Origin of the sequence: Pseudooceanicola batsensis HTCC2597 (assembly GCF_000152725.1) — a bacterium.
Taxonomy (GTDB): Bacteria; Pseudomonadota; Alphaproteobacteria; order Rhodobacterales; family Rhodobacteraceae; genus Pseudooceanicola; species Pseudooceanicola batsensis.
This window is the reverse complement of record NZ_CH724131.1, coordinates 2,026,474-2,050,193: the sequence shown is the minus strand read 5'-3', so window position 1 is coordinate 2,050,193 and position 23,720 is coordinate 2,026,474. Positions and strand designations below refer to the sequence as shown.

The following is a 23,720-nucleotide window of genomic DNA, read 5'->3' as shown; positions in this document are numbered from 1 at the left end:
CGGTGCCGTGCTTGGCAAGTGGCGCGGCGTCTTCTATGCACGGCTTTGGCCGCGATGGCCAGACACCGCCGCCCGCGCGTTTTCCGGACGCCGCGTCACGACAGGGTCCCGCATGACCGAGCTGCTGAAACCCACCGATGACGGTCTCGACCGCGCCGCCGCCCTCCTGCGCTCGGGCGGGCTGGTCGCGATGCCGACCGAGACGGTCTACGGCCTGGCGGGGGATGCCGCGGACGACAGGGCCGTGGCCGCGATCTATGCCGCCAAGGGCCGGCCCAGCTTCAACCCGCTGATCGTGCATGTCGCCGATCCGGATCTCGTCGGCCGGCTGGTGCGGGTCTCCGCCGAAGCCGCGGCCCTGATCGAGGCCTTCTGGCCCGGCCCCCTGACCCTGGTGCTGCCGCTGCGCGAGGCGGCGCCGGTGTCGCCCCTGGTCACGGCGGGCCTGCCGACGCTGGCGGTGCGGATGCCGGCGCACCCGGTGGCGCGATCACTGCTGACGGCCTTCGGCGGCGGACTGGCGGCCCCCTCGGCGAACCCCTCCGGACGCGTGAGCCCGGTGACTGCCGCGCATGTGATGGCGGGGCTGGCGGGCCGGATCGATGCGGTGCTGGACGGCGGAGAGTGCGGCGTCGGGCTGGAGAGCACGATCGTCGGGTTCGACGGCGACGCCCCGGTGATCCTGCGCGACGGGGGCGTCACGGCCGAGGATCTGGCCTCCGTCATGGGAGAGACGCCGCGCCGGCGCGGCGCGACCGGGCGGATCGACGCCCCGGGGCAGCTGGCGTCGCATTACGCGCCCTCCGGCCAGGTCCGGATCGGCGTGACCGCGCCCGAGCCCGGCGAGACCTATCTGGGGTTCGGCCCGGTGACATGCGACCTGAACCTTTCCGAGACCGGAGATCTGGCGGAAGCGGCGGCGAACCTTTTCCGGCATTTCCATACGCTCGACGCGCAGGGTTCCGAGCGGATCGCCGTTGCGCCGGTTCCCGATCACGGGCTGGGCCGCGCGATCAACGACCGGCTGAGGCGTGCGGCCGCGCCGCGTCAGGCGTGACCCTGGGTCGATGACAGGTTGAGGGCGCTGATGTTCTGGTTGGCCAGCGCGGCCTCCCATTTGCGGGCGTCGGGCGTGCCGAAGATCAGGTCGAAGGGGGCGTCGCCGACCAGCCAGGCGTTCCGGGCCAGTTCGCTTTCCAGCTGCCCGGGCCCCCATCCGCAATAGCCGAGCATCACCAGCGCGTGCTCCGGTCCCTTGCCGTTCGCCAGTTCCTCGATCACGTCGAGCGTGCCGGTAAGGGAGATTTCGGAGGTCACCGCCATGGTCGAGATGGCGCTGTGATAATCCGGCGAATGCAGGACGAAGCCACGCTCCTGTTCCACCGGGCCGCCGGAATGCAGCGGGCGGTCGTGGAATTGCGGCGCGGTTTCCATGTCCAGCTGCTCGGCCAGGTCCGAGAGGGCGACGTCGTCGGTCCGCAGGTTCACCATGAGTCCCATCGCGCCATCCTCGGAATGGGCGCAGATCAGGATGACGCTGCGGGTGAACCGGTCGTCACCCATGTCCGGCATGGCCATCAGAACGTGGCCGGAAAGATCGAGAGCGTTCTGCAAAATCCTGTCCGTCATCTGGAAAGAGGCCGAGCGGCGGGCCTGTTCACGAGTGTGGTGTCTTTGTGGCCGGGTTTCAACGGTCGGAGGCCGGAAACATCTCTCGCCGGAAAGTGAGTTGGCATTGAGCCAGGGGCGCGGCATCTGTCTTGCATGACGACGTTTCGCACCCTGACACTCATGGCCGGCCTTCTGCTGCCCGCCCTGCCGATGGCCAACCCCTATGCCGACAACCTGTCGGTGCGGGTCCTGCCGGGATGGCGGCAGGCGGACGGATCGCACATGGCGGCGATCGAGCTCGATCTGAGCGCCGGGTGGAAAACCTACTGGCGCGCACCGGGCGACGCGGGCGTTCCGCCGGTCTTCAACTGGAGCGGGTCGGACAACGTGCGGCATGTCGAAGTGATCTGGCCCCGGCCGGACGTGTTCTGGAGCAACGGCTACAGGTCCATCGGCTATCACGACCGGGTCGTGTTGCCGCTGAGGATCCTGCTGGGCGCACCGGGCCCGGTCAGCCTGGACGGGCAGATCCAGCTGGGGATCTGCGAGGATATCTGCGTGCCCATGGTCGTCGATCTGTCGGAGCTTTCTCTGCCCGACACGCGGCGCCCCGAGCCGGCCATCGCGGCGGCGCTTGCCGATCAGCCCTATTCGGCACGCGAGGCGGGGGTGCGGGCGGTGTCCTGCGACATCCGGCCCGCCTCTGGGTCGATCAGCTTGCGCGCCGAGATCGAGATGCCATCGGCCGGCGGCGACGAGGTCGTGGTGATCGAGACCGACGATCCCTCGATCTGGGTGTCGGAATCCGAGACCCGGCGCGAGGGCGGCACCCTTGTCGCGACCGCCGAACTGGTGGCGGGCGCCGGCGCGGTCATGCTGGACCGCTCGGGACTGCGGCTCACCGTTCTGGGCGACCGCAAGGCCGTCGATATCAGGGGCTGTCCGGCAGGCTGAACCTCCGGCCTGACCCGTTTAGCTTCGCACCTGTCTCCGGCTGGCGGCCCACGCGAGAGCGGCCACCAGATAGGTCCCGAGCGTCACCACCGCAACGCCGGCGACAAACAGGACCAGTGCCGCCGCCATGGGGGAAGCACCCGGCATCAAGCCGGCCAGAACGCCCGGCAGTGTCCCTGTCACGGCGGTCCAGCCCAGTGTAGCGCCCAGCCAGGCCAGGATCACGACGGTTGCCGCGCGGGTGGCGAGGCGCAGCCCCTCGGCGCGCCGCGCGCGCAGGCCGCGCTTCCAGGCGGCGATCAGCCGGGCGACGTCATCCTGCACGCCAAGCAGGGCCGGAACGATCATGAGAACGAGCACCATCCCGAAGCCCAGCCCGTAGACCAGCGTGATGACGGTCGGCCGGAGGAACTGCGCCTGGCTCGATTGTTCGTAGAGCAGGGGGGCGAGGCCGAGAACCGTCGTCAGGGTGGTGAGCATCACCGGCCGCAACCTGTCCGCCGTCCCCTCGATGATCGAGGGCATCAGGCCGCGCGTCTCGGCATATTCGTCGATCGTGGTCACCAGAACGATCGAGTCGTTGATGATGATCCCCGTCATCCCGAGCAGGCCTACGACGGTGAACATCGACAGCGGCACGTCCCAGACGTGATGACCGTAGACCGTTCCGACCAGTCCGAAGGGGATGATCGCCATGACCACGAGGGGTCGGGTCCAGCTGGAGAAGACCCAGGCGAGCACGAGGTAGATCCCGACGAGCACGAAGATCAGGCCGTTGCGGGCGTCGTCCAGAAAATCGCTCTCCTGTTCGCTGAGACCCGAGATCCGCCAGTCGACCTGGTGTTCGCTGGCGATGCGGGGCAGGATCTCGGTCTGCAGGGCCTCCTGGATTTCGGCGGCCCGGGCGGGGTCGTCCTCCGAGATGTCGCCGTTGACCGAGATCAGCCGCAGCCCGTTCTCGCGCCGGACGGTCGAAAAGCCGGTGCGCCGGTCGACGCGGACGATATCGGCAAGGGGCACGTAGCTGCCGGTGCCGGAACGCAACTGCGTCCGTTCGAGGAAATCTGCGGTCAGTTCGTTCTCGGGCAGCTCGACGCGGATGCTGGCGCTGCGGGGGCCGTCGGGGAAGGTCGCAGCCTCGATCCCGTTCAGACGGTTGCGCAGGACGCGGCCCAGTTCGTCTATGGTAAAGCCGAGCGCCTGCCCCTGCGGTGTCAGTTCGAGGATCAGTTCCTCCTTGTCGTAGGCCAGGTTGTCCTCGACCGCCGAGACCTCGGGGAAGGCGAGCAGCTCTTCCTTGAGCGCCTCGCTCGCCGCTTTCAGATCGTCGGACAGGGCGCCGTAGAACTGCACGTCGAGCGCGTCACCGCCCGGCCCGTGCCGCCAGCCGCGAAAGCTGAGTTCCTCCAGGAGGGGGTGGCGCTCGACCCGGTCCTGCAGGTCCCCCAGAAAGGCGAAGCTGGAATAGGGGCGGTCGTCCGGTTCGATCAGTTCGATGGCGATGCCGCCCAGAAGATCCCCGCTCTTGGTATCGGCGCCCGCGAGACCGCGGCCGGTGTTGCCGCCGATCTCGGCCAGGGCATAGGCGACGGGGCTGCGGCCGTGCTCGTCCTCGTACTCGGCGGCGACGGATTCCACGGATTGCTGCAACAACCGCAACTGCTGGCGGGTGTCTTCGCGCGTGGCGCCTTCGGCCATCATGAAATTGCCGCTGATCGAGGCGCGTTCCGGAGCGTTGAAAAAGCGCCATGGCACCTCGCCGCCGATCAGCAGCGCCACCTGGCTCGACAGTGCGACGACCAGCAGCGCCAGAACGGGATAGCGGGCGCGGACGGTGATGGCGATAAACGGCCGGAACAGCCTGTCCCGCACCCAGCCGAAACCGCGGTTCACCTGGCGCGAGGGCCAGTCGTACCAGTGACTGCGGCCGGTATGGCCGAGCGCATGGGCCATGTGCCGGGGCAGGATGAGAAAGCACTCGACGAGCGAGGCGATCAGCACGGCGATCACCGTGAAGGGAATGTCGGCGATCATGTCGCCGAAGCGGCCGTCGATCGCAGTCAGGCCAAAAAACGCGATGACGGTGGTCAGCGTCGCGGAGAAGACCGGCATGGCCATGCGGCGGGCGGCGTTCTCGGCGGCGACGTAGGGGCTTTCGCCCAGCTTGCGGGCGCGGGCATCGGCATGTTCGCCCACCACGATGGCGTCGTCCACGACGATGCCGGTGGTGATGATCAGCGCAAAGAGCGAGATCATGTTGATCGTCAGACCCGCGGCGTACATCAGCGCGATGGCTGTGAGCATCGCGACCGGGATGCCGGCGGCGACCCAGAAGGCGGTGCGGGCATTGAGAAAGAGGAACAGCAGCACGAGGACGAGCCCGAGCCCCACAAGCCCGTTGTCGAGCAGGATGTCCAGGCGGCTCGTGATGGTCTCGGCCCGGGTGCGGATCAGGTCGATCGATGTCCCTTCGGGCAGGGTCGGGACCATTTCGGCGGCAACCTCTTCGACCTGCCTCTGGATCCGGATGGCATCGCCCTGGGCGGACCGGTCGATGCGGACCGAGATGGCGGGATGCTCGCCGACGAAGTAGCTGCGCAGGCGGGCCGTGCCCTCGACCCGGATGCTGGCGACGTCGCCCACGGTCAGCGAGGAGCCGTCGGGGTTGGACCGCAGGGCGATGCCCGCGATCTGGTCGGCGCTGCGTTTCTCGACCCCGGTACGGACGCGGGCATTGGCGCCCGCGACATCGCCCGCGGGGTCGGCATCGACCTCGGCCGCGATGGCGGCGGCGATTTCGGCCATGGTGACGTCATGGGCGATGAGGTTGACCGAAGGGACCTCGACGATGGTCTGGGGGGCGGCGACGCCCCTGATCGTGGTGCGGGTGACCCCCTCGGCGAAGAGGCGCGTGACGAATTCGTCCGCGAACCGCCCGAGCTGGTCCACCCCGACGGGACCGGTGATCACCACATCCGTCACCCGGCCGCGCCAGCCGCCGCGCCGGATCTCGGGATCCTCGGCCTCGGCGGGCAGGTTGGTCACCGCGTCCACCGCGGCCTGTACGTCGTCGCCGGCGCGGGACATGTCCCAGCCGGGTTCGAATTCCAGGCTGATGGTGGCGCGCCCCTCGCGCGAGCTGGCCCAGGAGCTTTCGACCCCCTCGACCGCCTGCAATGCGGGCTCCATCAGCTGGACGATGGCCGCGTCGATATCCTCGGCGCCCGCGCTGTCCCAGGCGACCGAGACGCCGATGTTGTCGACCACGGTGTCGGGCAGGAACTGGGCCCGCATCTGCGGGACGGCGGATATGCCAAGCGACAGGAGCACGACCAGAAGCAGGTTCGCGGCGGTCCTGTGGCGGGCGAAATACGACAGGAGGCCTCCGGCGGCTCCGGGTGCGGCGATCATGTTCAGCCCCCCATCCGGGATTCGATGCGCCGGATCATGGCCGCCGGCACGCGGTCAGCGTCAAGCTGGGCGAGGATGCGGGTCTTGATGTCGTCGGGCAGCCGGTCGTTGGAGGTGATGAACTCCTTCAGTTTCTCGCGGCGTTCCGGCGTCAGTTCGACCAGCGCGGTCTCGGCCGGTTCCTCCGTCCTCGGCGGCGGCTCGGACCGAAGGGGCCGGACCTTGATCCCCGCTCCGAGAAGGGGCGAGCGCTGCGCGACGATCTCGCGCCCCGCAAGGGTCTTGCCCCGGACGAGAACGTCGTCGCCCTGGCGCCTGAGCAGCGACACCTGAAGCGGCTCGAGCCGTTCTTCACCGGTGATGGCCAGCACCGTTCCGGCGGCATCGAGCGCCGTGGCGGGCAGGCGGACAACGTCTTGCAGCGGCGGCTCGGTGATCGAGACGGTGACGAAATCGCCGGGTTTCAGCCCGCGCGAGGTATCGAGGCGGGCAAAGATCCTGCGGCCCGTCTGGCCTTGCTCGACGGCGGCGCTGTCGCGGGTGATCGTGCCGTCGGCCGTGAGGGCGATGCCCTGCACGTCGAGCGTGACCCGGACGGGCGCCTGCAACAGGCGGCCCTGGTCGTTCAGCAGCCGGGCGTACTGGGTCGTCGAGACGCGGAAGGCCACCTCGAGCGCGCCGGCATCGACCAGCTGCGCCAGCTGCTCGTTCGCCGAGACGAGCCCGCCCTGGACAGCCGTCGTCCCGGTCAGGGTGCCGTCGAATTCGGCGCGGATGGTGGTGTCATCGAGGTCGCGCTGCGCCTCGTCCTGCGCGATCCGGCTGCGTGTCAGCGCATTGGCGGCGGTTTCGACCCGGGTCTCGGCCTGGGCCAGCGCGTTGCGCGCCGAAAGGACCGACTGGCGTGACGCGGCGACGGACAGTTCCGCGCTCTCCACCGCCGAGGCGCTGCCGACGCCGCGGTCGCGCAGGTCCACCTGACGCTCGTAGGCGCGTTGCTGCAGCGCGGCCTGTTCCTCGGCGGCGGCCAGGGTGTCGCGGGCGATGGCGACGGCACGTTCGGCATCGCGGGCAGCGACCTCGGCGTCCCGCAGGTCGTTGCCGGCACGGTCGAAGGCCGACTGGGCATTGGCCGGGTCGATCCGCGCGAGAACCTGGCCGCGCGTCACCACGGCCCCGTCCTCGAAATCCTCGGCCAGGTCCACGACCGTTCCGGTCGTGGCGGCGCGGATCTCGAGGGTCCGGCGGCTGCGGATCTCGCCGAAGGCGGTGAGGACCGGGGTGATCGTCTCGGGCGTGGCAGTCACCAGATTGACCGCGAAGACCCGTTCGCGGGCCTGCGGCATCCGGGGCTCTTCGGTCATGCGGGCGACGACGGCGTCACGCAGGACCGAGCCCGCGTAGACGATCAGCCCGAGCGTGACCGCCATCAGGAAAAGCCCGGTCAGGCTGTGTCTGAGAAACCGCATAAAGATTTGTTCCGTTGGAGGCCAGTCGAGGGGCGCGTTGCATCGTAGCATCGGACCGGGCAGAGCCAAGCCACGAGGCCGTGACAGGGATGTTACGCGTGGCGCGCCCGACTCCGTCGAAATTTCTTCCGGCTATTTCCGGCGCATGTGTTCATCGAGCCGCGGCATGATCTCGACGAAGTTGCAGGGCATGTGCCGATAGTCGAACTGATGCACGAGGATCTCGTCCCACGCGTCCTTGCAGGCGCCGGTGCTGCCGGGCAGGGCGAAGAGGTAGGTGCCGCCGGCGACCCCGGCGGTGGCGCGGCTCTGCACCGCCGAGGTGCCGATCTTCTTCATCGAGACGATGGTGAAGACGGTGGCGAAGGCGTCGATCTCCTTCTCGTAGACGTCGCGATGCGCCTCGACCGTGACGTCCCGGCCGGTGAGGCCGGTGCCGCCGGTGCTGATGATCGCGTCCACCTCCGGGTCGGCGATCCAGTCGCGCAGCCGCGTCGCGATCTTGTCGCGGTCGTCGGTGACGATGTCGCGGGCGGCCAGGAGGTGGCCGGCCTCTTCGATGCGGGCCGCCAGCGTGTCGCCCGACCGATCGTCCTCCGGCGTCCGGGTGTCGGACACGGTGAGGACCGCGATGTTGACGGGCATGAAGTCGCGGGTCATCACGTCCTGTTCCTCGCGTGTCGCAGGGCCGGACCCGCGGGGAGAACCGCGCGCAGAAGGGTCGGATCGAACGGCGGGGTCACGAACTCAGCCTCACCTTCAGGGACAGCAGATCGGCCCAGGCCTCGCGCTTGGCCCGGGGTTGCTGCAGCAGATAGGTGGGGTGGGTCATCGGCAGCGTCGGGCGGCCGAAAGCCTCGGTCCAGGTGCCGCGCAGCCTCAGGATGCCCTGTTTGCCCAGGGCGGCCCGGCAGGCGATGTTGCCCATCAGGATGACGAACGCGGGGTCCACCAGCTCGATATGTTTCTGGACGAAGGGCAGCATCATCGCGATCTCCTCGGGTTCGGGGTCGCGGTTCTGCAGCGGGCGCCAGGGCAGGACATTGGTGATGTAGACCGCGCGGTCGGGCGTCTCCCCCGTGCGGTCGAGGTCGATGGCCGCCAGCATCCGGTCGAGCAGCCGGCCCGCGCGCCCGACGAAGGGCCGCCCCTCGCGGTCCTCGTCCCGATCCGGCGCCTCGCCGAGGATCAGGACCCGCGCGGCTGGGTGGCCATCCGAGAAGACGAGATTGCGGGCCCCGCGCTTGAGCGCACAGTGCTCGTATGCGCCGAGCGCCTCGCGCAGGGCGTCGAGCGAGCCGGCAGCCTGGGCGGCCTGTCGGGCGACCTCGACGGCATCGATCTCCTTGCGGCGGACAGGCTGTTCGGGCGCGGCCTTGCGTTTCGCGGCAGAGGGTGGCTCGACATGGGCAAAGCGGTCGACCGGCGTGTCGCCGATCGCCTCGTCCGCGCCGAGTTCGACCTGCCAGTCGAGCAGGGCATAGGCGCTGTGCCAGTCGAGAGCCGATTCCATGCGCGGAGCCTATATCCTTGCGGGGGGCGGGGAAACTAGGGCTGGAAATCGCGGACGTTCCCAAATAGTCACAGCCAATACAGTTCGCACAGGGGACAGGTCATGGACGATCTCTTCAACTCCTTCATGAACGGGCCGGACGAAAAAGGCCGTTTCGGACAGTTCGGCGGGCGCTTCGTCTCCGAAACGCTGATGCCGCTGATCCTGGACCTGGAAAAGGAATACGATCACGCCAAGGACGACCCGAGCTTCTGGGCCGAGATGGACGACCTGTGGACGCATTACGTCGGTCGCCCCTCGCCGCTCTATCACGCGGCGCGGCTGACCGAGCATCTGGGCGGTGCCAAGATCTACATGAAGCGGGACGAGCTGAACCACACCGGCGCGCACAAGATCAACAACGTGCTGGGCCAGATCATCCTGGCGCGGCGCATGGGCAAGACCCGCATCATCGCGGAAACCGGCGCCGGACAGCACGGCGTGGCGACGGCGACGGTCTGCGCCAAGTTCGGGCTGAAATGCGTGATCTACATGGGCGCGCATGACGTGCAGCGCCAGGCGCCGAACGTCTTCCGGATGCGCCTGCTGGGGGCCGAGGTGGTGCCGGTCACCTCGGGCCGCGGGACGCTGAAGGACGCGATGAACGACGCGCTGCGGGACTGGGTGACGAACGTGCGCGACACGTTCTACTGCATCGGCACCGTGGCGGGACCACATCCCTATCCGGCGATGGTGCGCGACTTTCAGTCGATCATCGGCAAGGAGGTGCGCCGCCAGCTGGGCGAGCAGGAAGGCGAGGGGCGTCTGCCCGATACGGTCATCGCGGCCATCGGCGGCGGATCGAACGCCATGGGTCTGTTCTACGAATTCCTCGACGATCCCTCGGTGCAGATCGTCGGCGTCGAAGCCGGCGGCAAGGGCGTGGACGACAAGATGGAGCACTGCGCCTCGCTTACCGGGGGGCGGCCCGGGGTGCTGCACGGCAACCGTACCTACCTGCTTCAGGACGAGGACGGCCAGATCCTCGAAGGGTATTCGATCTCGGCGGGTCTGGATTATCCCGGGATCGGCCCCGAGCATTCCTGGCTGCACGACATCGGGCGGGCGCAATACGTCTCGATCACCGACATGGAGGCGCTCGAGGCGTTCCAGCTGTCGTGCGCGACCGAGGGGATCATTCCCGCGCTCGAACCCTGCCACGCTCTGGCCCATGTGATGAAGATCGCGCCGACCCTGCCTGCCGACCACATCATCGTGATGAACATGTGCGGGCGCGGCGACAAGGACGTCCAGACCGTGGCGCGCTATCTCGGTTTCGACATGTCGGACACGGAGGGGCGGTCGGCCTGACCGGCCGGCCGTTTCGCCGGACGCAGGGGGGACAGGCGGAGGCGCACCGCGCAGCCCCCGTGCCGCCTGCCCGGGCAGGTTGCCTCAATAGGTCGTATGTTCGCCTCTGAGCGCCAGCATGAGGGACCGGTGCGCCCAGCTTCCGTGCCCGGCCCGCGCCTCGATCTCGTGAAGCTGCGCCACGGCTTCTGTGCGCCGGCCCTCTTTCAGCAGTCCCTGCGCCATGTAGCTGCGGGCAAGGTTGTTGCCTGGGTCCAGGGCCAGAGCCTTGCGATAGGCGGTCATCGCGCCTGCTGTGTCTCCCATCTGTCTGAGGGTGAAGCCCCGGTAGGTCAGGAAGCGCGGGCTTTCAGGCGCGTCCGCCGAGGCGATCACCGCCAGCGCCGATTCGCTGCGCCCCGTGTAGGCCAGTTCGCGGACAGCCTCGTAGCGGTCGTCGTCGTCGAAGTTCAGCGAGGCGGATTTCTCGCAGGCCTTCTTGTCGGCATCGTAGATCTCGCCGTCGGGGCATTTCGTAGAGGTTTCCGTCGGTTCGGGCGGGGTGGCACTGTCGCTGCCGGCGGCGAAGGCGCCTGCGGCGAGAAAGGGTAGGGCGACAAGTGCGGCGGACAGCTTGCGGGACATCGGGGGGCTCCTGTGCGGGATCGGGTCTGCCCCGAGGGTAGCAGCCGGGGCGTCCGGCAGTCACACTTTCGCGTGAACAGCGGCGTCCGTGCCGGCGGCGGTCAGTCGGGACCGACCCGATATTGGCGCAGCACCTCGAGCGGAACGATGTCGAGAGCGGCCCGATGCGTCGCCTCGAGCCGCACCGAGGGGGCGCAGCCTTCGTCATGCGCCTGGAGAAAGCGCGCGGCGCAGAGGCACCAGCGGTCGCCGGGTCGAAGGCCCGGAAATCCGAAAGCGGGGATCGGCGTGCTGAGGTCGTTTCCGACATATTTCGAAAAGGCGAGGAACTCGGCCGTCATGACCGCACATACCGTGTGAGAGCCCGCATCTTCGACGCAGGTGTTGCAATGACCGTCGCGGAAGAACCCGGTCACCGGGTCGGACGAACAGGATTCGAGACGTCCGCCCAGCACGTTTACGGAGGGGTCCTTGGCAGTCATCGCGGTCTCAGGTCGAACGGGTCGGAGGTTATGATGCTCCGACCGTGCGGGTCGAGACGGCCGAGGTCAAATACTTCCGGCTCGTCCTGGCCGGTCCAGAGGGTCAGGCTGACGGTCGCGCCCTCCCCGGCCGCTTCCGCCTCGACCTGAAGATGGGCGAGGGGGGATCGGGGCGTGGCCCGCGCCCCCGAGGCGCGCAGCGCGGCGCGGCAGGCGGTCCTGGTGGCGGCGGGAAAGTACTGCCAGGCGATCGTGTGATAGACGAGGTCGATCATCCCGTCCGCAGCTGTCGCGAGCCGCCGCGCGAGCCAGTCGCCTGCGTCGCCGCGGTCGACCACGGGCCCGGCCACGGCGAGGGCCGCGTCGAGGCGCAGCATCCTGTCCGGCTGATCCGGCCATACATAGCTGCGCAGCCGCAGCACGGCGGCCGGGTCGGAGGGATCCAGCGGATTGAGGTCGACGCCGCGCCGCTCGGAAACCACCACCTCGGACAGGGGAGGCAGCGGGCCTTGCCAGTCGGGCGCCAGTGTCAGGACCGGCGCCTTGGCGCCCCGCGTGGTCCCGTCGGGCAGGGCCAGCGCAAAGCGGTCGAAATGGAGGTTCAGTCCCGCCGAGGCGCCGAGTTCCGAGAGCCGGAAGGGCAGGCCGGGGAACCGCTCGGCCAGAAGGTGCGAGACGGCGATCATCGCGACGCTGCGCCGGACCTCGTTGGTCTGCGGCGCGCTGTCGATCCAGTGCAGCATGTGGTCCTGATGCCGGGTCATGGCGGCCTCGACCGCGCGCCAGAGCATCGTGTCCCCGACCTGGTTCGGAGGGTAGGCGGCCACGAGGTCGGCATCCCGGCGCAGGAGCACGAGGGCATGGAGCGCGCCGGCAAAGCGTAGAGCGATGGCCGCGCCGAGCGCCGTGGCGTCGCCCTCCCACGCGAGAAGGCGGTCGGTGACCGGGTGTCCGGGGACGAGGCGTGGACCCGACAGCCGGAGAAGGCGCGACATGAAGGGGGAACCGAGGCGCTCGCAGGCCCGGGCCTGGCTTTCGAAGAGCGCCGTCAGGCTCATCGGAACTTGTCGGCGAGACGCTGGAGGGCGGACCGGTTGTCGGGCTCCGGTTCGGCGGGCTGCTCGGCTGCTTTGGGGGCGGGCCGCGCCGGCGCGGTGGTCGCCGAACTGCGCGGCGGCGCGGTGGGCAATGCGACGGCGTTCATGAACCGCCCGGCGTCGTCCCCGGCCAGTTCCGGAGCGCCATCCGACAGGCCGCGCAGCAGATCGTCCAGCCCATCCTGTTCCGCCTTGGCGAAATCGGCGAGCACGTAAGGCGCGACCTTGTCCTTGTGGCCCGGGTGTCCGATGCCCAGCCGCACGCGCTGGTAGTCCGCCCCGATGTGCTGGTGGATCGAGCGCAGTCCGTTGTGCCCCGCATGGCCTCCGCCCTGCTTGACCCGCACCTTGCCCGGCGCGAGGTCGAGTTCGTCGTGAAAGACGGTCACGTCGGCGGGGGTCAGCTTGTAGAACCGCATCGCCTCGCCGACTGACTGGCCGGACAGGTTCATGAAGGTCATCGGCTTGAGCAGCAAGAGTTTTTCGCCGCCGAGGGTTCCTTCGGCCAGTTCGCCCTGGAACTTGGTCCGCCAGGGGGCGAAGCCGTGATCCGACGCGATCCGGTCGAGCGCCATGAACCCGATGTTATGGCGGTTCGCGGCGTATTTGCCGCCGGGATTTCCAAGTCCGACAAAGAGTTTCACTGCGGGATCCGGGGTCGTTGCGTCGGCCCCGGTTTATCGAAGCGCCCCGCGCGGGTCCAGCATTCTCAGGCGGGGGTAGTGGGTCAGTTTGAAATCTTGGCCTGTTACAACCCTTGCAACGCAAAGACCCCGCCGAAGCGGGGTCTTCTATCTGCGCCGTGCGGCTCAGTTTGCAATCACCGAAGTTGCACGGCGGCCCCTGGTGGGGTCTTAGTCGCGGATCACCATGTGAGAGCCGCTATCGGGACCCCAAATAATCGCTCACAGCGATTTTGTCAAGCGCGCCAACCCCAAGGCTGAAAGAGCGCACGCCCGAATTATTCTTAAATTTTCCTCACTTAGGGGCTGATAGATGTAAGTTCGGTTGCCCGCCCGGTCTTTTCCGGTTCGGATCAGGTCAAGTCTATGAAAACCGACTGCGTTGACCATGTCTCCCTTCACCCAAACGCCTTTGCTCGACCAAGGCTTTGGAAGTTCTGGGAAAATGTCGATTTGAGCGTGATATGGCAGAACGGGAACTGGCGGGTCCGTGCTTAGGGCAACGACAGTGCACAGGTAAGGTCTAGCAGTGATCTTTGGGCTGATCACCACGACGGCCGCCGCTTTTGCATTTCGGGCTTCGAGAATCCCGAGGTGAAGTCACACAACAAAACCGTGCCGATTGCTGGATGCTCTTTGATTGGCATTAATTCACCGCTCGTTTTTTGTAGGGTCCGCGCTTCTTCGGCGCGGGTTCTGCGGCGTCCACCAGCGCGACCAGATCAGCAATATCCCAAAGCCGATCCGTCAGACCGGCGGCCATTGCGGGCGAAACGCACAGCGTTTGATGCTGGCGGCAGAAATTGTAGTACATGAAGTGCAGCGCGACCGCATAGGCGTGGTTCTCAACCTTCTTGCTGAACCCGTTAGTCAGCCGCGTAAAGCGGCGCATGTGCATCCGCATGGTAAGATTCTGCCGCTCAACGTGCGACGTGCTTACCTTCGCCATGTCGGGGCGACCCTCCACCGCACGTTTCTTGGTGCCCGTGCATTCTGACGGAAAATACTTGCGCTCGTGCCCCTTCTGGCCCGTGGGTTCGCCGTACAGCTTGATGAGCTGGGCATAGTCAACGTCGCCACCGAATGCGCCTTCTACGGCTTCCAGATATGCCTTGTGACCGTCCGTGGTCAGTTGGACCCGGTTGGCGAGCCGAGAGCAAAGATCGTCCATGAAGCCAATAGCATATTCGCTGTCGCGCCCACCTACCATGTAGGACACGATCAGCTTGCTATCACTATCCAGAGCCGTCCAGGTCCACGTGTCGCCTGCGCCGTCTGGCGCAGCCTTGGCAGCAGCAACGTTCTTTTGCTTGGCATAGGTGAATGACCAGATTTCGTCGCACTGGATGACTGACGCCTTTACATCCCGCACGTTTCCATCGTGGTACGAGTGACATACTTTCCCCACATCTATCAACAGCTTGTTGACAGTGTTTTTGCTCACGTCAGCAATCCGCGATGTGGCGCGAATTGAATTACCTTCCACCAAAAGGCGGATGATCAGTGAGCGGGTTTTGGTATCCAACTTGTTCATACTCACAATGTAGGTGCTATCCATACTATAGTCAAGCATGTCGGTCAGTTTAAATTCACAGATGACATAACTCATTGACGGGAATCACCTATTCTCGCCTTGCAAGTTGCTGTTTTGGATGCTAGAAATGCGTCAGCCGCGCATTGGGAGGGCCAACTCCCGCCGCGCGGCTGACGACTTACATGAGGTTCTTACCTCCTCATGTCTCACCTCCCGGGCCGGCTTCACGGCCTTGCGCTGGGGGTTCAGTCGGTTGGCTAAACCGGCTCTCGATATTGGCCCCGGAAGAACTGTCGCTATACAGAGATTCTTCCGGGGCCGCATTCTCAGGAAGCGAGTAAGTGCCGTCATCGTGTTTCACGATGGTTCCCTTGTCGCTCAAGCGTTTCGTGGCGGTGTAGTAGTAATTCTGGCTCATCTGTGAAATGTCAAAGCCAACATCTGTCAGCCGGTTTCGGATGGCGTGATTGGTCATTGGTTCGGGGCCAAACCGCCGCAGAACATCAACGATGGCGTCCACCAGAGACGGCCCAGGCGAACTCTGGTGGCCATCATCACCTGACGGCTCGCTCTCTGTTTCATCGTCAGCCATGAAAAAGGATGCGGCCTTGATGCGCTCATCAAGATAGGCGATCCGCTTTACCAGCTTATCGCGCTCGGCCTTCCATTCCTCGACCTGATCCGTTGTGAGTAGTACGGCCATTTCGGCAACTCCAATCTGCTGCCGGACTCCTAGACCGTTCAATCTATCACGTCAAGAGGTGTATGGTGGGTGTATGTCAGGTATTCAGGTTTCGTTCCGCCATCGGGCGGCCGCAGCCTTCTTGGCGATTTTGCTGCGTTCTTCCGGCGTCAGCCTGTCAGCCCGCGCCCTGCCACCCTTCAAGCCGCCCTTGCGCTGACCCTCGGCTTTTTCGGGGGCGTCATCCTCAGATGCTTCACCAGTCGCCAAGTCCGTTATGAACTTCGCCAACTGGTTCGCGTCCTTGGGTCTCTTGGGCTTGTCTGTCATGCCTCCAATATGGGGCCAGACGCGATCCGGTGCAAATCAAAGCTGCGCGTTTGCGCGAGGGGCTAGATTTCAAACTGACCCACTACCCAGGCGGGGCCTGTGACGCGCCCGAGAGAGCCGGTTGGCTCGGGCGACGGTCAGGGGGGGGCCAGCCGGCGTCGATACCGATCTCGTCGATCAGGCGGACCCGACGGTCGTCTCCTCGTCCCGGGCACGGTGGTTCCGGTTCTTGACGCCGCTGCCATGCTTGGGCGAGCGGAGCAGGCGCCCCGGCCGTTCACCTCCGGCAGGACCATACGGTGGGGCAGTTCTGGCAGGGTACCGAAGAGCGAGACGGTGCAGTCATTCTTCCGCCCGGTGTGGACCTCGCCCGCGGGCGCGCGCCTCATCCGGACCATCTCGACCAGAGCGTCGAGATCCCTGGTGACGGCTGCAGAGGTCGTCCGCGGAAGCGTGTTGTCCGTTCACGACGCGAACCTTGCCGGAGATGGCGTCCTCTTGCCTGGTGCAAGGTGCGGTGGCGCAGACATAGGTCCGGCGCAAAGAAAAACGGCCCCGCCGGGGCGGAGCCGTTCAGCAAGATCGCTTGCCGATCAGGCCTCGGGGTCGGGCTCGACCTCGGTGGCCACGGTCTCGGTTTCGGTCTCGTCCTCGTCGTCTCCGCCGCCACGCAGACCCGAGGGGGCGGAGACGTTGGCGATCACGAAGTCGCGGTCGATGGTCGGCTTCACCCCGTCCGGCAGGTTGACCATGCTGATGGTGACCGTATCGCCGATCTCGAGACCGGTCAGGTCGACGACGATCTTCTCGGGAATGTCACCGGCCAGCACGTTGAGTTCGACATCGGCACGGACCACCGTCAGAACGCCGCCGCGCTTGATGCCCGGTGCGGCGTCTTCGTTGATGAACTCGACGGGGATGTGAAGGTTCACACGGCTGGTGCGGCGCAGGCGCATCAGGTCGAGGTGGGTCGGCAGGTCCTTGACCACGTCACGCTGCACGTTGCGGCAGATCACGCGGACATCGTCATGACCGTCGACCTTGAGGTTCCACAGGGTCGCCAGGAAACGGCCCGCCTTGAGCTTCTTGAGCAGGTCGTTGAACGGAATTTGGATCGGCAGCGGGTCGTTGTCGCCACCGTATACGATCCCCGGAACCATGCCAGCGCGGCGCGCTGCGCGAGCGGCGCCCTTGCCCGTCCCCGCACGTTCCTGGGCTACGAGATCAGGAATTTCTCCAGCCATCGGTTTGTTCTCCATAAGTGAGGCGGGCATCCTCCAAGGCTGTATGCCCGCATGAAGCCGCGCGATTACACGGAATCCGGGGGGATGGGAAGGGGTAATCCGTCGCCCGGCCGCTTTGACCCCTTCGGACGCGCCTCCGGTTCTGCCGCGCTGGCCGGCGGTCGGTATCCGGCCGGCCGGGATCCCCACCTTTGCGGTCTTGCGATCCCGCGCGTCATTGGCTAGGCGGACCTCCCCTGCAACGGAGCGCCCGCCATGACCCGGCTCGGTATCGATTTCGGAACGTCGAATTCCGCCGTCGCGGTGGCGACGCAAGGCGAGGTGCGGCGCATCCCGATCGAGCGCGGGGCCGAGACGCTTCCGACGGCCGTCTTCTTTCCCGAGGACGGTTCCGACATGCGGATCGGGCGGTCGGCCGCGGATGCGCTGATCGAGGGTGAGGACGGGCGATACATGCGGGCGCTGAAATCGGTCCTGGGGACGCCGCTCTTTCACGAAAAGCGGCTGATCGCGGGCCGGCGGCGCACCCTGGCGGATGTCGTGACGGCCTTTCTACGATCCGCGAAGTCCAGGGCCGAGGCCACCGCGGAGGTGCGGTTCGACCGGGTGCTTTCCGGGCGGCCGGTGCATTTCCACAGCGCCGATCCCGGCCGCGATGCGCAGGCCGAGGCGGACCTGCGCGCGTGCTATGCGGCTGCGGGGTTCGCCGATGTCGCCTTCATGTTCGAACCCGAGGCCGCGGCCATCGCCAGCAGGGGGGATGCGGACGAGACGGGGCTCGTCGTGGATATCGGGGGCGGTACATCCGACTTCACCCTCTTCCGGCGCCGGGCCGGGGGCGTCGAGGTGCTGGGCAGCCACGGGATCCGCCTCGGCGGCACGGATTTCGACCGGACCCTGTCGCTCGCTTTCGCGATGCCGGAGCTGGGCATGAACGGAGAGCTTGTCCGCACGCTGGGCGAGGGCAGGCTCCCCGTGCCGCGCCAGATATACGCCGACCTCGCGACCTGGCCGATGATCCCTTTCCTCTACACGCGCGAGACCGGGCGGGAGGTCGAGGATCTGGTGCGGCACGCGGTCGACCGGACGCGACTGTCGCGGCTGAAGACGGTCATCCGCGATCACCTCGGCCACGACCTGGCGTTCGCGGTCGAGCGGGCCAAGATCGCCGCGAACCGGCAGGAGCGCGATGCGGCCATCGACATGTCGCTGATCGAGCCGGGGCTGCGGGTGCCGATGCCGGCCTCGGCCATGACGGGCGTGCTGGGCGATTTCCGCGAGCCGCTGCGCCTGGCCCTCTACCAGACGCTCATGCAGGCCGGAGCGACTCCGGGCGCCGTGGATCACGTGGTTCTGGTCGGCGGCTCCAGCCTGATGCGCCTGGTGTCGGAGGTCGCCGTGGAGGTCTGTCCGCAGGCGCGCATCAGCCGGGCCGAGGCGTTCACGGCGGTGGTGGACGGGCTGGCGCTTGCCGCGCAATGACGGGCGGCGGCGAAAACCGGTAGACGCCGACGAAAACTCCTTTACCCTCCGCCGGGCCTGAAGCTCCTGGGGAATGGAAAATCATGATCAACAAACAGTTCGAGCGGGTCCTGCTGGCTCTGGTGGCGCTTTGCCTGATGAGTGCCGGGGCATCGGCCCATACGGGCGAGGGGATCAACACGGGCTTTGCCTCCGGCTTCTGGCACCCGATCCTCGGGTGGGACCACGTGGTGGCCATGGTGGCCGTTGGGCTCTGGGGGGCATTCCTCGGCATGCCGGCGCTCTGGCTCTTGCCGGTGGTGTTTCCGCTGGTCATGGCCCTCGGCGGGGCCGCCGGCGTCATGGGCATGCCGCTGCCGGCGGTCGAGACCGGGATCGCGCTCTCCGGTGTCGTTCTGGGTCTTCTGATCGCCTTCGCGGTCCGGGCGCCGATCTGGGTCGCCGCGACCATCGTCGGGGTCTTCGCGATTTTCCACGGACATGCGCACGGGACCGAGCTTCCCGAGGCCTTCAGCGCCTGGGGCTATGCGATAGGCTTCGTTGTCGGTACCGGCCTGCTGCACCTGGTGGGCATCGGCCTAGGCTTCCTCACCCGGTCCGAAGCGGGCAAGATGGCCGTCCGGGGCGCGGGCGGTCTGATCGCGCTGGTCGGCGCCGCCTTCCTGTTCGGCGTGGCCTGATCCTGCCTTGATGCGCCGCCGTTCCGTTGCATGGGCTGCCGTGGCACCCGTCGTGGCGGCCCCGGGCCCAGCTTGGGCGCATTCCTTCCGCAGCGGCGCCGACGGCTATCAGCAGTTCCTCGAAGGGGCGTGGGTGATCGTCGGTTACCCAGGGATCCTGCTGCCGCTCGTCGCTCTCGGGCTGCTGCTGGGGCTCTGGGACCGGGAGGGGATGGTCCGGGCCTGGCCCGCGCTGATCGTCGGCCTGGTTCTGGGCGTGCCGCTGGGGGCGGTGGCGCCGGTGGCCGTCGCGACCGGCTTCGTGGCGTTCGGCGTCTTCGTCGCGGCCCTGACGGCGCTGCTGGCGCGGCATTCCCGCTACGAGGCGTTCGCGCTGGCGGGTATCGCCGGCGCGATGGCCATGGCCACCGCGCTCGAGGGGCACGGGTTGTTCCAGCTGCCGGTGATGATCCACCTCGGGCTGTTCCTGACGGCCAATCTCGCCGTGGCGGCAAGCGCCGGGCTGGTGCGCGTCTCGACCGACCATGTGCCGGCCCAGTGGATGCGCATCCTGTGGCGGATCGCGGCGTCCTGGATCGCCGCGGTTCTGATCCTCTACCTGGCTTATCTGTCGCGGGGCGCCTGACGGCGGGGCGTCAGTCCCAGACGCCCGAAAAGCCCGCGGGCACCAGGATGCAGCTGCGGTCCACGTTCTCGATGTCGCGCTTGCCGGTAAAGGCCATCGCGATGTCGAGTTCGTTGCGGATGACTTCCAGCGCCCGCGTCACGCCGGCCTCGCCCATGGCGCCCAGGCCATAGACCCAGGGGCGGCCGATATAGGTGCCCCGGGCGCCCATGGCGATGGCCCTGAGCACGTCCTGCCCCGAACGGATGCCGCTGTCGATGTGCACCTCAAGATCGTCGCCGACGGCCTGGAGGATCGGGTCGAGCGCGCGGATCGAGCTGATCGCGCCGTCCTGCTGCCGTCCGCCGTGGTTCGACACCACGATCGCATCGCAGCCGACCTTCCTCGCCAGGATGGCGTCCTCGGGATCGAGGATGCCCTTGAGGATGACCGGCCCGCCCCAGAGTTTCTTGATCTCCTCGATCTTCTTCCAGTCGAGCTTCTGGTCGAACTGCTGCGCGGTCCATTCGCCCAGACGAGAGGTATCCTCGACGCCTTTGACATGGCCCACGATATTGCCGAACTTACGCCGCTCGGTCCGGAGCATTTCGAGGCCCCAGGTCCATTTGGTCATCAGGTCGGCGATGGTGGCCGGGGTCAGCCTGGGCGGGGCCGACAGGCCGTTCTTGAGGTCCTTGTGCCGCTGGCCGAGGATCTGCAGGTCGAGCGTGATGACCAGGGCCGAGCATTTCGCATCTTTCGCGCGCTGGATCAGGCGGCGGAGATAATCCTGGTCCTTCATCGTGTAGAGCTGGAACCAGAACGGTTTCGTGGTGTGTTCGGCGACGTCCTCGATCGAGCAGATCGACATGGTCGAGAGGGTGAAGGGCACGCCGGCCTTTTCCGCCGCCCTGGCTGCCTTGATCTCGCCATCCGCCCGCTGCATCCCGGTCAGCCCGACGGGGGCGAGGGCGACCGGCATGGCGACCTCCTGCCCGATCATCCGCGTCGCCAGCGTCCGCCCCTCCATGTTCACGGCGACCCGCTGGCGCAGGCGGATGTCCTGGAAGTCGGCGGTGTTCTCGCGGAAGGTCTGCTCGGTCCAGGAACCGCTTTCGCAATAGTCGAAGAACATCTTCGGCGTGCGGCGCCTGTGCAGTTCCCTGAGGTCGTCGATGCAGGTGATGACGGGCATGGCTCCCCTTCCTTCCCGGTGGTCCGGATTCACTATCCGGCACCGCGCATGCAGGCAAGTCGCAGTTGTCAGAAGCCGCCGTCGCCGTATGTCATGGGGATGACCGGGTCCGGCGACATGCAGATCATCCTGATCGGATTTCTCGCCAGCCTCGCCGCCGGGGTGATGACCGGGGTGGGGGCGTTGCCCGTGCTTCTCGGGCGCGAGATCACGCAGAAATGGCGGGACATGCTGCTGGGGTTCGCCGCCGGCGTCATGATCTCGGCCTCGTTCTTCTCGCTGATCCTGCCGGGGATCGAATACGCGACCGCGCTCTATGGCGGTGTCGGCCGGGCGGCCCTGAGCGCGGGAGGCGGCATCGCCCTGGGCGCGCTGGCGGTCTGGGCGATCAATGCCCGGGTCCCGCACGAGCACTTCGTGACGGGCCGCGAAGGGTCGGACAGCGCCGCGCTGGCGCGCATCTGGCTCTTCATCCTCGCGATCTCGATCCACAATTTTCCCGAAGGTCTCGCCGTGGGCGTGGGGTTCGGGGGCGGCGACGTGGGAAACGGGACGACCCTGGCGCTGGGGATCGGGCTGCAGAACGCCCCCGAAGGACTGGCCGTCGCGGTGGCGCTGCGGGGGCAGGGCTATGGCCGCTGGCGGTCCTTCCTTGTCGCGCTGGCGACCGGGCTTGTCGAACCGCTCGGAGGGCTGCTCGGGGTGGCGGCGGTGACCGCCTCGGAATACGTTCTACCGTGGGGGCTGACCTTCGCCGCGGGCGCGATGCTGTTCATCATCAGCCACGAGATCATCCCCGAGACGCACCGCCACGGTCATCAGAACCGGGCCACGACCGGGCTGATCGGCGGGCTGATCCTGATGATGCTGCTGGACGTGACGCTCGGCTAGACGGGTCCTCAGGCCCGGTGCGCGCCCTCGGCCAGGTCCCGGACATAGGCGGCCACCTCGGACACCGACCGGCCCGAGGCGATCTCGTGCACGATGGCCGATCCCACGACACTGCCGTCGGCGACCGATGCGATGGCCCGGGCGGTTTCGGGCGTCCGGATGCCGAAGCCGACGATGACCGGCAGATCGGTCTGCGCCTTGATGCGGGCCACTTCGGGGCCGACATCGGCGGCCTGTGCCTCGGCCGATCCGGTGATGCCGGTGATCGAGACATAGTAGACAAAGCCCGAGGTGTTCTCGAGCACCTTGGGCAGGCGCCTGTCGTCGGTCGTGGGGGTCGCAAGGCGGATGAAGTTGAGTCCGGCCTTCTGCGCGGGAATGCAGAGCTCGTCGTCCTCTTCCGGCGGCAGGTCCACCACGATCAGACCGTCCACGCCGGCGGCCTTGGCATCGTTCAGGAAGGTCTCGACGCCCCGGTTGTAGATCGGGTTGTAGTAGCCCATCAGGACGATCGGGGTGGTGGTGTCCTCTTTGCGGAAGGTCGCGATCATGTCGAGCGTCTTCTGCAGCGTCATTCCTCCGCCCAGGGCCCGCTGGCCCGCCAGCTGAATCGTCGGGCCGTCGGCCATGGGATCCGTGAAGGGTAGGCCGAGTTCGATGATGTCGACGCCCGCGCCGGGCAGGGACCGCAAGATCTCGAGCGATGTGGCCTCGTCCGGGTCGCCGGCCATGATGTAGCTGACGAAGGCCTTCTTTCCCTCGGCGCGCAGCCGCTCAAACGTCGCATCGATGCGTGTCATTCCATTCCCCTCGCCGTGTCGCCCCCCGGGCTGTCCCGACTTGCCGAAAAGCGCCGGCCGGGTCAATGGCAAGGTTCAGCGGAGACGTTCGACCACGTAATCGGCCAGGTCCGAGAGATGCGCGGTGAGATCGTGGTCCGGCAGATGCGTCAGCGCGGATTTCGCCCGGTCGGCCCAGTCCAGTGCCGTCTCCCGCGTGCTCCCGAGCGCCCCGTGCCGGTCGAGCAGCTCGCGCGCCGTGGCGAGATCCTCGTCGTTCTGGCGTCCCTTCTCGATCGTGCGGGTCCAGAAGGCGCGCTCCTCGTCGTCGGCGGCGGCGACCGCGCGGATGAGCGGCAGGGTCAGCTTGCGCTCGCGGAAATCGTCGCCCACGTTCTTGCCGGTGCTGTCGGTTTTGCCCGTCCAGTCGAGCAGGTCGTCGGCCATCTGGAAGGCGATACCGAGCGCGTCGCCATAGTCGAAAAGCGCCCGGACCTGCGCGGGCGAGGCACCGGCGATCTCTCCGCCCGCCTCGGTCGCGGCCGAGAAGAGCGCGGCGGTCTTGCCCCGGATGACCTGGAGATAGGTCTCCTCGGTGGTCTTCAGGTCCTGCGCGGCGCTGAGCTGGAGCACCTCGCCCTCGGCGATGGTCGCGGCGGCGTCGGACAGGATCGACAGGACGCGCAGGTTGCCGGGTTCGACCATGAGCTGGAAGGCACGGGCGAAGAGATAATCGCCCACGAGAACCGAAGACTTGTTGTCCCAGAGCAGGTTGGCGGTCGGCCGGCCGCGCCGCTGCGCGCTTTCGTCGACCACGTCGTCATGCAGGAGGGTCGCGGTATGAATGAACTCGACCGTGGCGGCGAGGTGGATGTGATAGGGTCCGTCGTACCCGCAGAGCCGCGCGGCGGCGAGCGTCAGCATCGGGCGGATGCGCTTGCCCCCCGCCTCGACAAGATGCGCCGTGACCTCGGGAATGCGCGGTGCGTGCCGCGAGGCCATGCGCTCGCGGATCAGCGCGTTGACCGCGCCGAGGTCGTCCGCCAGCAGGGCGGCGATGGCCTCGTGTGGTTTCTCGACGGGTTTGTCCAAGCCCGCATCACCC

At 67.2% G+C, this 23,720-nt stretch carries 23 protein-coding genes; 7 read left to right on the top strand and 16 right to left on the bottom strand.

Features of this window, described 5'->3' with window-relative positions; translation table 11 throughout:
* Nucleotides 1-112: 112 nt before the first annotated feature.
* Nucleotides 113-1,057 carry an L-threonylcarbamoyladenylate synthase gene (locus OB2597_RS13765; protein ID WP_009806195.1) on the top strand — a complete coding sequence of 315 codons (945 nt, stop codon included), beginning with the start codon at nt 113-115 and terminating at the stop codon, nt 1,055-1,057.
* On the opposite strand, the gene OB2597_RS13760 is transcribed toward OB2597_RS13765, so the two are convergent.
* On the bottom strand, nt 1,048-1,629 hold the full coding sequence (locus tag OB2597_RS13760) for a YqgE/AlgH family protein (RefSeq protein ID WP_009806194.1): 582 nt from the start codon (nt 1,627-1,629) through the stop codon (nt 1,048-1,050). The genes OB2597_RS13765 and OB2597_RS13760 overlap by 10 nt on opposite strands.
* A gap of 135 nt (nt 1,630-1,764) precedes the next feature.
* Here OB2597_RS13760 and OB2597_RS13755 point away from each other — a divergent pair, with 135 nt between their 5' ends.
* Nucleotides 1,765-2,565, top strand: coding sequence for a protein-disulfide reductase DsbD domain-containing protein (locus tag OB2597_RS13755; RefSeq protein WP_009806193.1), 801 nt, complete (start codon nt 1,765-1,767; stop codon nt 2,563-2,565).
* Nucleotides 2,566-2,583: 18 nt separating this feature from the next.
* Here OB2597_RS13755 and OB2597_RS13750 read toward each other — a convergent pair whose 3' ends face one another.
* The 4 genes from OB2597_RS13750 to OB2597_RS13735 all read right to left on the bottom strand — a co-directional run bounded on the left by OB2597_RS13750 (nt 2,584) and on the right by OB2597_RS13735 (nt 8,958).
* Nucleotides 2,584-5,976, bottom strand: coding sequence for an efflux RND transporter permease subunit (locus tag OB2597_RS13750; RefSeq protein ID WP_009806192.1), 3,393 nt, complete (start codon nt 5,974-5,976; stop codon nt 2,584-2,586).
* A gap of 2 nt (nt 5,977-5,978) precedes the next feature.
* Nucleotides 5,979-7,445, bottom strand: a complete 1,467-nt coding sequence (locus OB2597_RS13745) for an efflux RND transporter periplasmic adaptor subunit (protein ID WP_009806191.1) — start codon at nt 7,443-7,445, stop codon at nt 5,979-5,981.
* 132 nt (nt 7,446-7,577) lie between these two features.
* Nucleotides 7,578-8,105: a molybdenum cofactor biosynthesis protein B gene (gene moaB, locus OB2597_RS13740; RefSeq protein WP_009806190.1), complete on the bottom strand. Its 528-nt coding sequence runs from the start codon at nt 8,103-8,105 to the stop codon at nt 7,578-7,580.
* A 79-nt stretch (nt 8,106-8,184) separates the two neighbouring features.
* Complete coding sequence (locus OB2597_RS13735) at nt 8,185-8,958, bottom strand: uracil-DNA glycosylase (protein ID WP_009806189.1); 774 nt, start codon at nt 8,956-8,958, stop codon at nt 8,185-8,187.
* A 102-nt stretch (nt 8,959-9,060) separates the two neighbouring features.
* On the opposite strand from OB2597_RS13735, the gene trpB reads away from it, so the two are divergent.
* A complete protein-coding gene (trpB, locus tag OB2597_RS13730; protein ID WP_009806188.1) occupies nt 9,061-10,308 on the top strand; it encodes a tryptophan synthase subunit beta in 1,248 nt (415 codons plus the stop codon).
* Between the two features lie 84 nt (nt 10,309-10,392).
* Here the strand turns inward: trpB and OB2597_RS13725 are convergent, their stop codons facing one another.
* From OB2597_RS13725 to OB2597_RS13690, 8 genes are all read right to left on the bottom strand, one after another.
* A complete protein-coding gene (locus OB2597_RS13725; RefSeq protein ID WP_009806187.1) occupies nt 10,393-10,932 on the bottom strand; it encodes a tetratricopeptide repeat protein in 540 nt (179 codons plus the stop codon).
* Nucleotides 10,933-11,033: 101 nt separating this feature from the next.
* Nucleotides 11,034-11,414, bottom strand: a complete 381-nt coding sequence (locus tag OB2597_RS13720; RefSeq protein ID WP_009806186.1) for a DUF2237 family protein — start codon at nt 11,412-11,414, stop codon at nt 11,034-11,036.
* Complete coding sequence (locus OB2597_RS13715) at nt 11,411-12,472, bottom strand: DUF2332 domain-containing protein (RefSeq protein WP_009806185.1); 1,062 nt, start codon at nt 12,470-12,472, stop codon at nt 11,411-11,413. The genes OB2597_RS13720 and OB2597_RS13715 overlap by 4 nt, the downstream gene beginning before the upstream one ends.
* Complete coding sequence (pth, locus tag OB2597_RS13710; RefSeq protein WP_009806184.1) at nt 12,469-13,155, bottom strand: aminoacyl-tRNA hydrolase; 687 nt, start codon at nt 13,153-13,155, stop codon at nt 12,469-12,471. The genes OB2597_RS13715 and pth overlap by 4 nt, the downstream gene beginning before the upstream one ends.
* Nucleotides 13,156-13,840: 685 nt before the next feature.
* On the bottom strand, nt 13,841-14,728 hold the full coding sequence (locus OB2597_RS13705; RefSeq protein ID WP_040609789.1) for an IS1-like element ISOba3 family transposase: 888 nt from the start codon (nt 14,726-14,728) through the stop codon (nt 13,841-13,843).
* A 199-nt stretch (nt 14,729-14,927) separates the two neighbouring features.
* Nucleotides 14,928-15,431: a hypothetical protein gene (locus OB2597_RS13700; protein WP_009806182.1), complete on the bottom strand. Its 504-nt coding sequence runs from the start codon at nt 15,429-15,431 to the stop codon at nt 14,928-14,930.
* A gap of 84 nt (nt 15,432-15,515) precedes the next feature.
* Complete coding sequence (locus OB2597_RS13695; RefSeq protein ID WP_009806181.1) at nt 15,516-15,740, bottom strand: hypothetical protein; 225 nt, start codon at nt 15,738-15,740, stop codon at nt 15,516-15,518.
* Nucleotides 15,741-16,333: 593 nt separating this feature from the next.
* Complete coding sequence (locus OB2597_RS13690; RefSeq protein WP_040609788.1) at nt 16,334-16,984, bottom strand: 50S ribosomal protein L25/general stress protein Ctc; 651 nt, start codon at nt 16,982-16,984, stop codon at nt 16,334-16,336.
* A gap of 255 nt (nt 16,985-17,239) precedes the next feature.
* On the opposite strand from OB2597_RS13690, the gene OB2597_RS13685 reads away from it, so the two are divergent.
* From OB2597_RS13685 to OB2597_RS13675, 3 genes are all read left to right on the top strand, one after another.
* Nucleotides 17,240-18,466 carry an Hsp70 family protein gene (locus OB2597_RS13685; RefSeq protein WP_009806179.1) on the top strand — a complete coding sequence of 409 codons (1,227 nt, stop codon included), beginning with the start codon at nt 17,240-17,242 and terminating at the stop codon, nt 18,464-18,466.
* A gap of 83 nt (nt 18,467-18,549) precedes the next feature.
* Entirely contained in the window at nt 18,550-19,146 is a 597-nt protein-coding gene (locus OB2597_RS13680; RefSeq protein ID WP_009806178.1) for a HupE/UreJ family protein, read from the top strand.
* A 40-nt stretch (nt 19,147-19,186) separates the two neighbouring features.
* On the top strand, nt 19,187-19,771 hold the full coding sequence (locus OB2597_RS13675; protein WP_148234735.1) for a hypothetical protein: 585 nt from the start codon (nt 19,187-19,189) through the stop codon (nt 19,769-19,771).
* Between the two features lie 10 nt (nt 19,772-19,781).
* Here the strand turns inward: OB2597_RS13675 and OB2597_RS13670 are convergent, their stop codons facing one another.
* On the bottom strand, nt 19,782-20,945 hold the full coding sequence (locus OB2597_RS13670; RefSeq protein ID WP_009806176.1) for an alpha-hydroxy acid oxidase: 1,164 nt from the start codon (nt 20,943-20,945) through the stop codon (nt 19,782-19,784).
* A gap of 93 nt (nt 20,946-21,038) precedes the next feature.
* Here OB2597_RS13670 and OB2597_RS13665 point away from each other — a divergent pair, with 93 nt between their 5' ends.
* A complete protein-coding gene (locus OB2597_RS13665) occupies nt 21,039-21,836 on the top strand; it encodes a ZIP family metal transporter (protein WP_009806175.1) in 798 nt (265 codons plus the stop codon).
* A gap of 8 nt (nt 21,837-21,844) precedes the next feature.
* Here the strand turns inward: OB2597_RS13665 and trpA are convergent, their stop codons facing one another.
* Together trpA and OB2597_RS13655 are read right to left on the bottom strand one after the other, a co-directional pair.
* Nucleotides 21,845-22,636 carry a tryptophan synthase subunit alpha gene (gene trpA, locus OB2597_RS13660; protein ID WP_009806174.1) on the bottom strand — a complete coding sequence of 264 codons (792 nt, stop codon included), beginning with the start codon at nt 22,634-22,636 and terminating at the stop codon, nt 21,845-21,847.
* Between the two features lie 75 nt (nt 22,637-22,711).
* A complete protein-coding gene (locus OB2597_RS13655; protein ID WP_009806173.1) occupies nt 22,712-23,707 on the bottom strand; it encodes a polyprenyl synthetase family protein in 996 nt (331 codons plus the stop codon).
* Nucleotides 23,708-23,720: the final 13 nt, after the last annotated feature.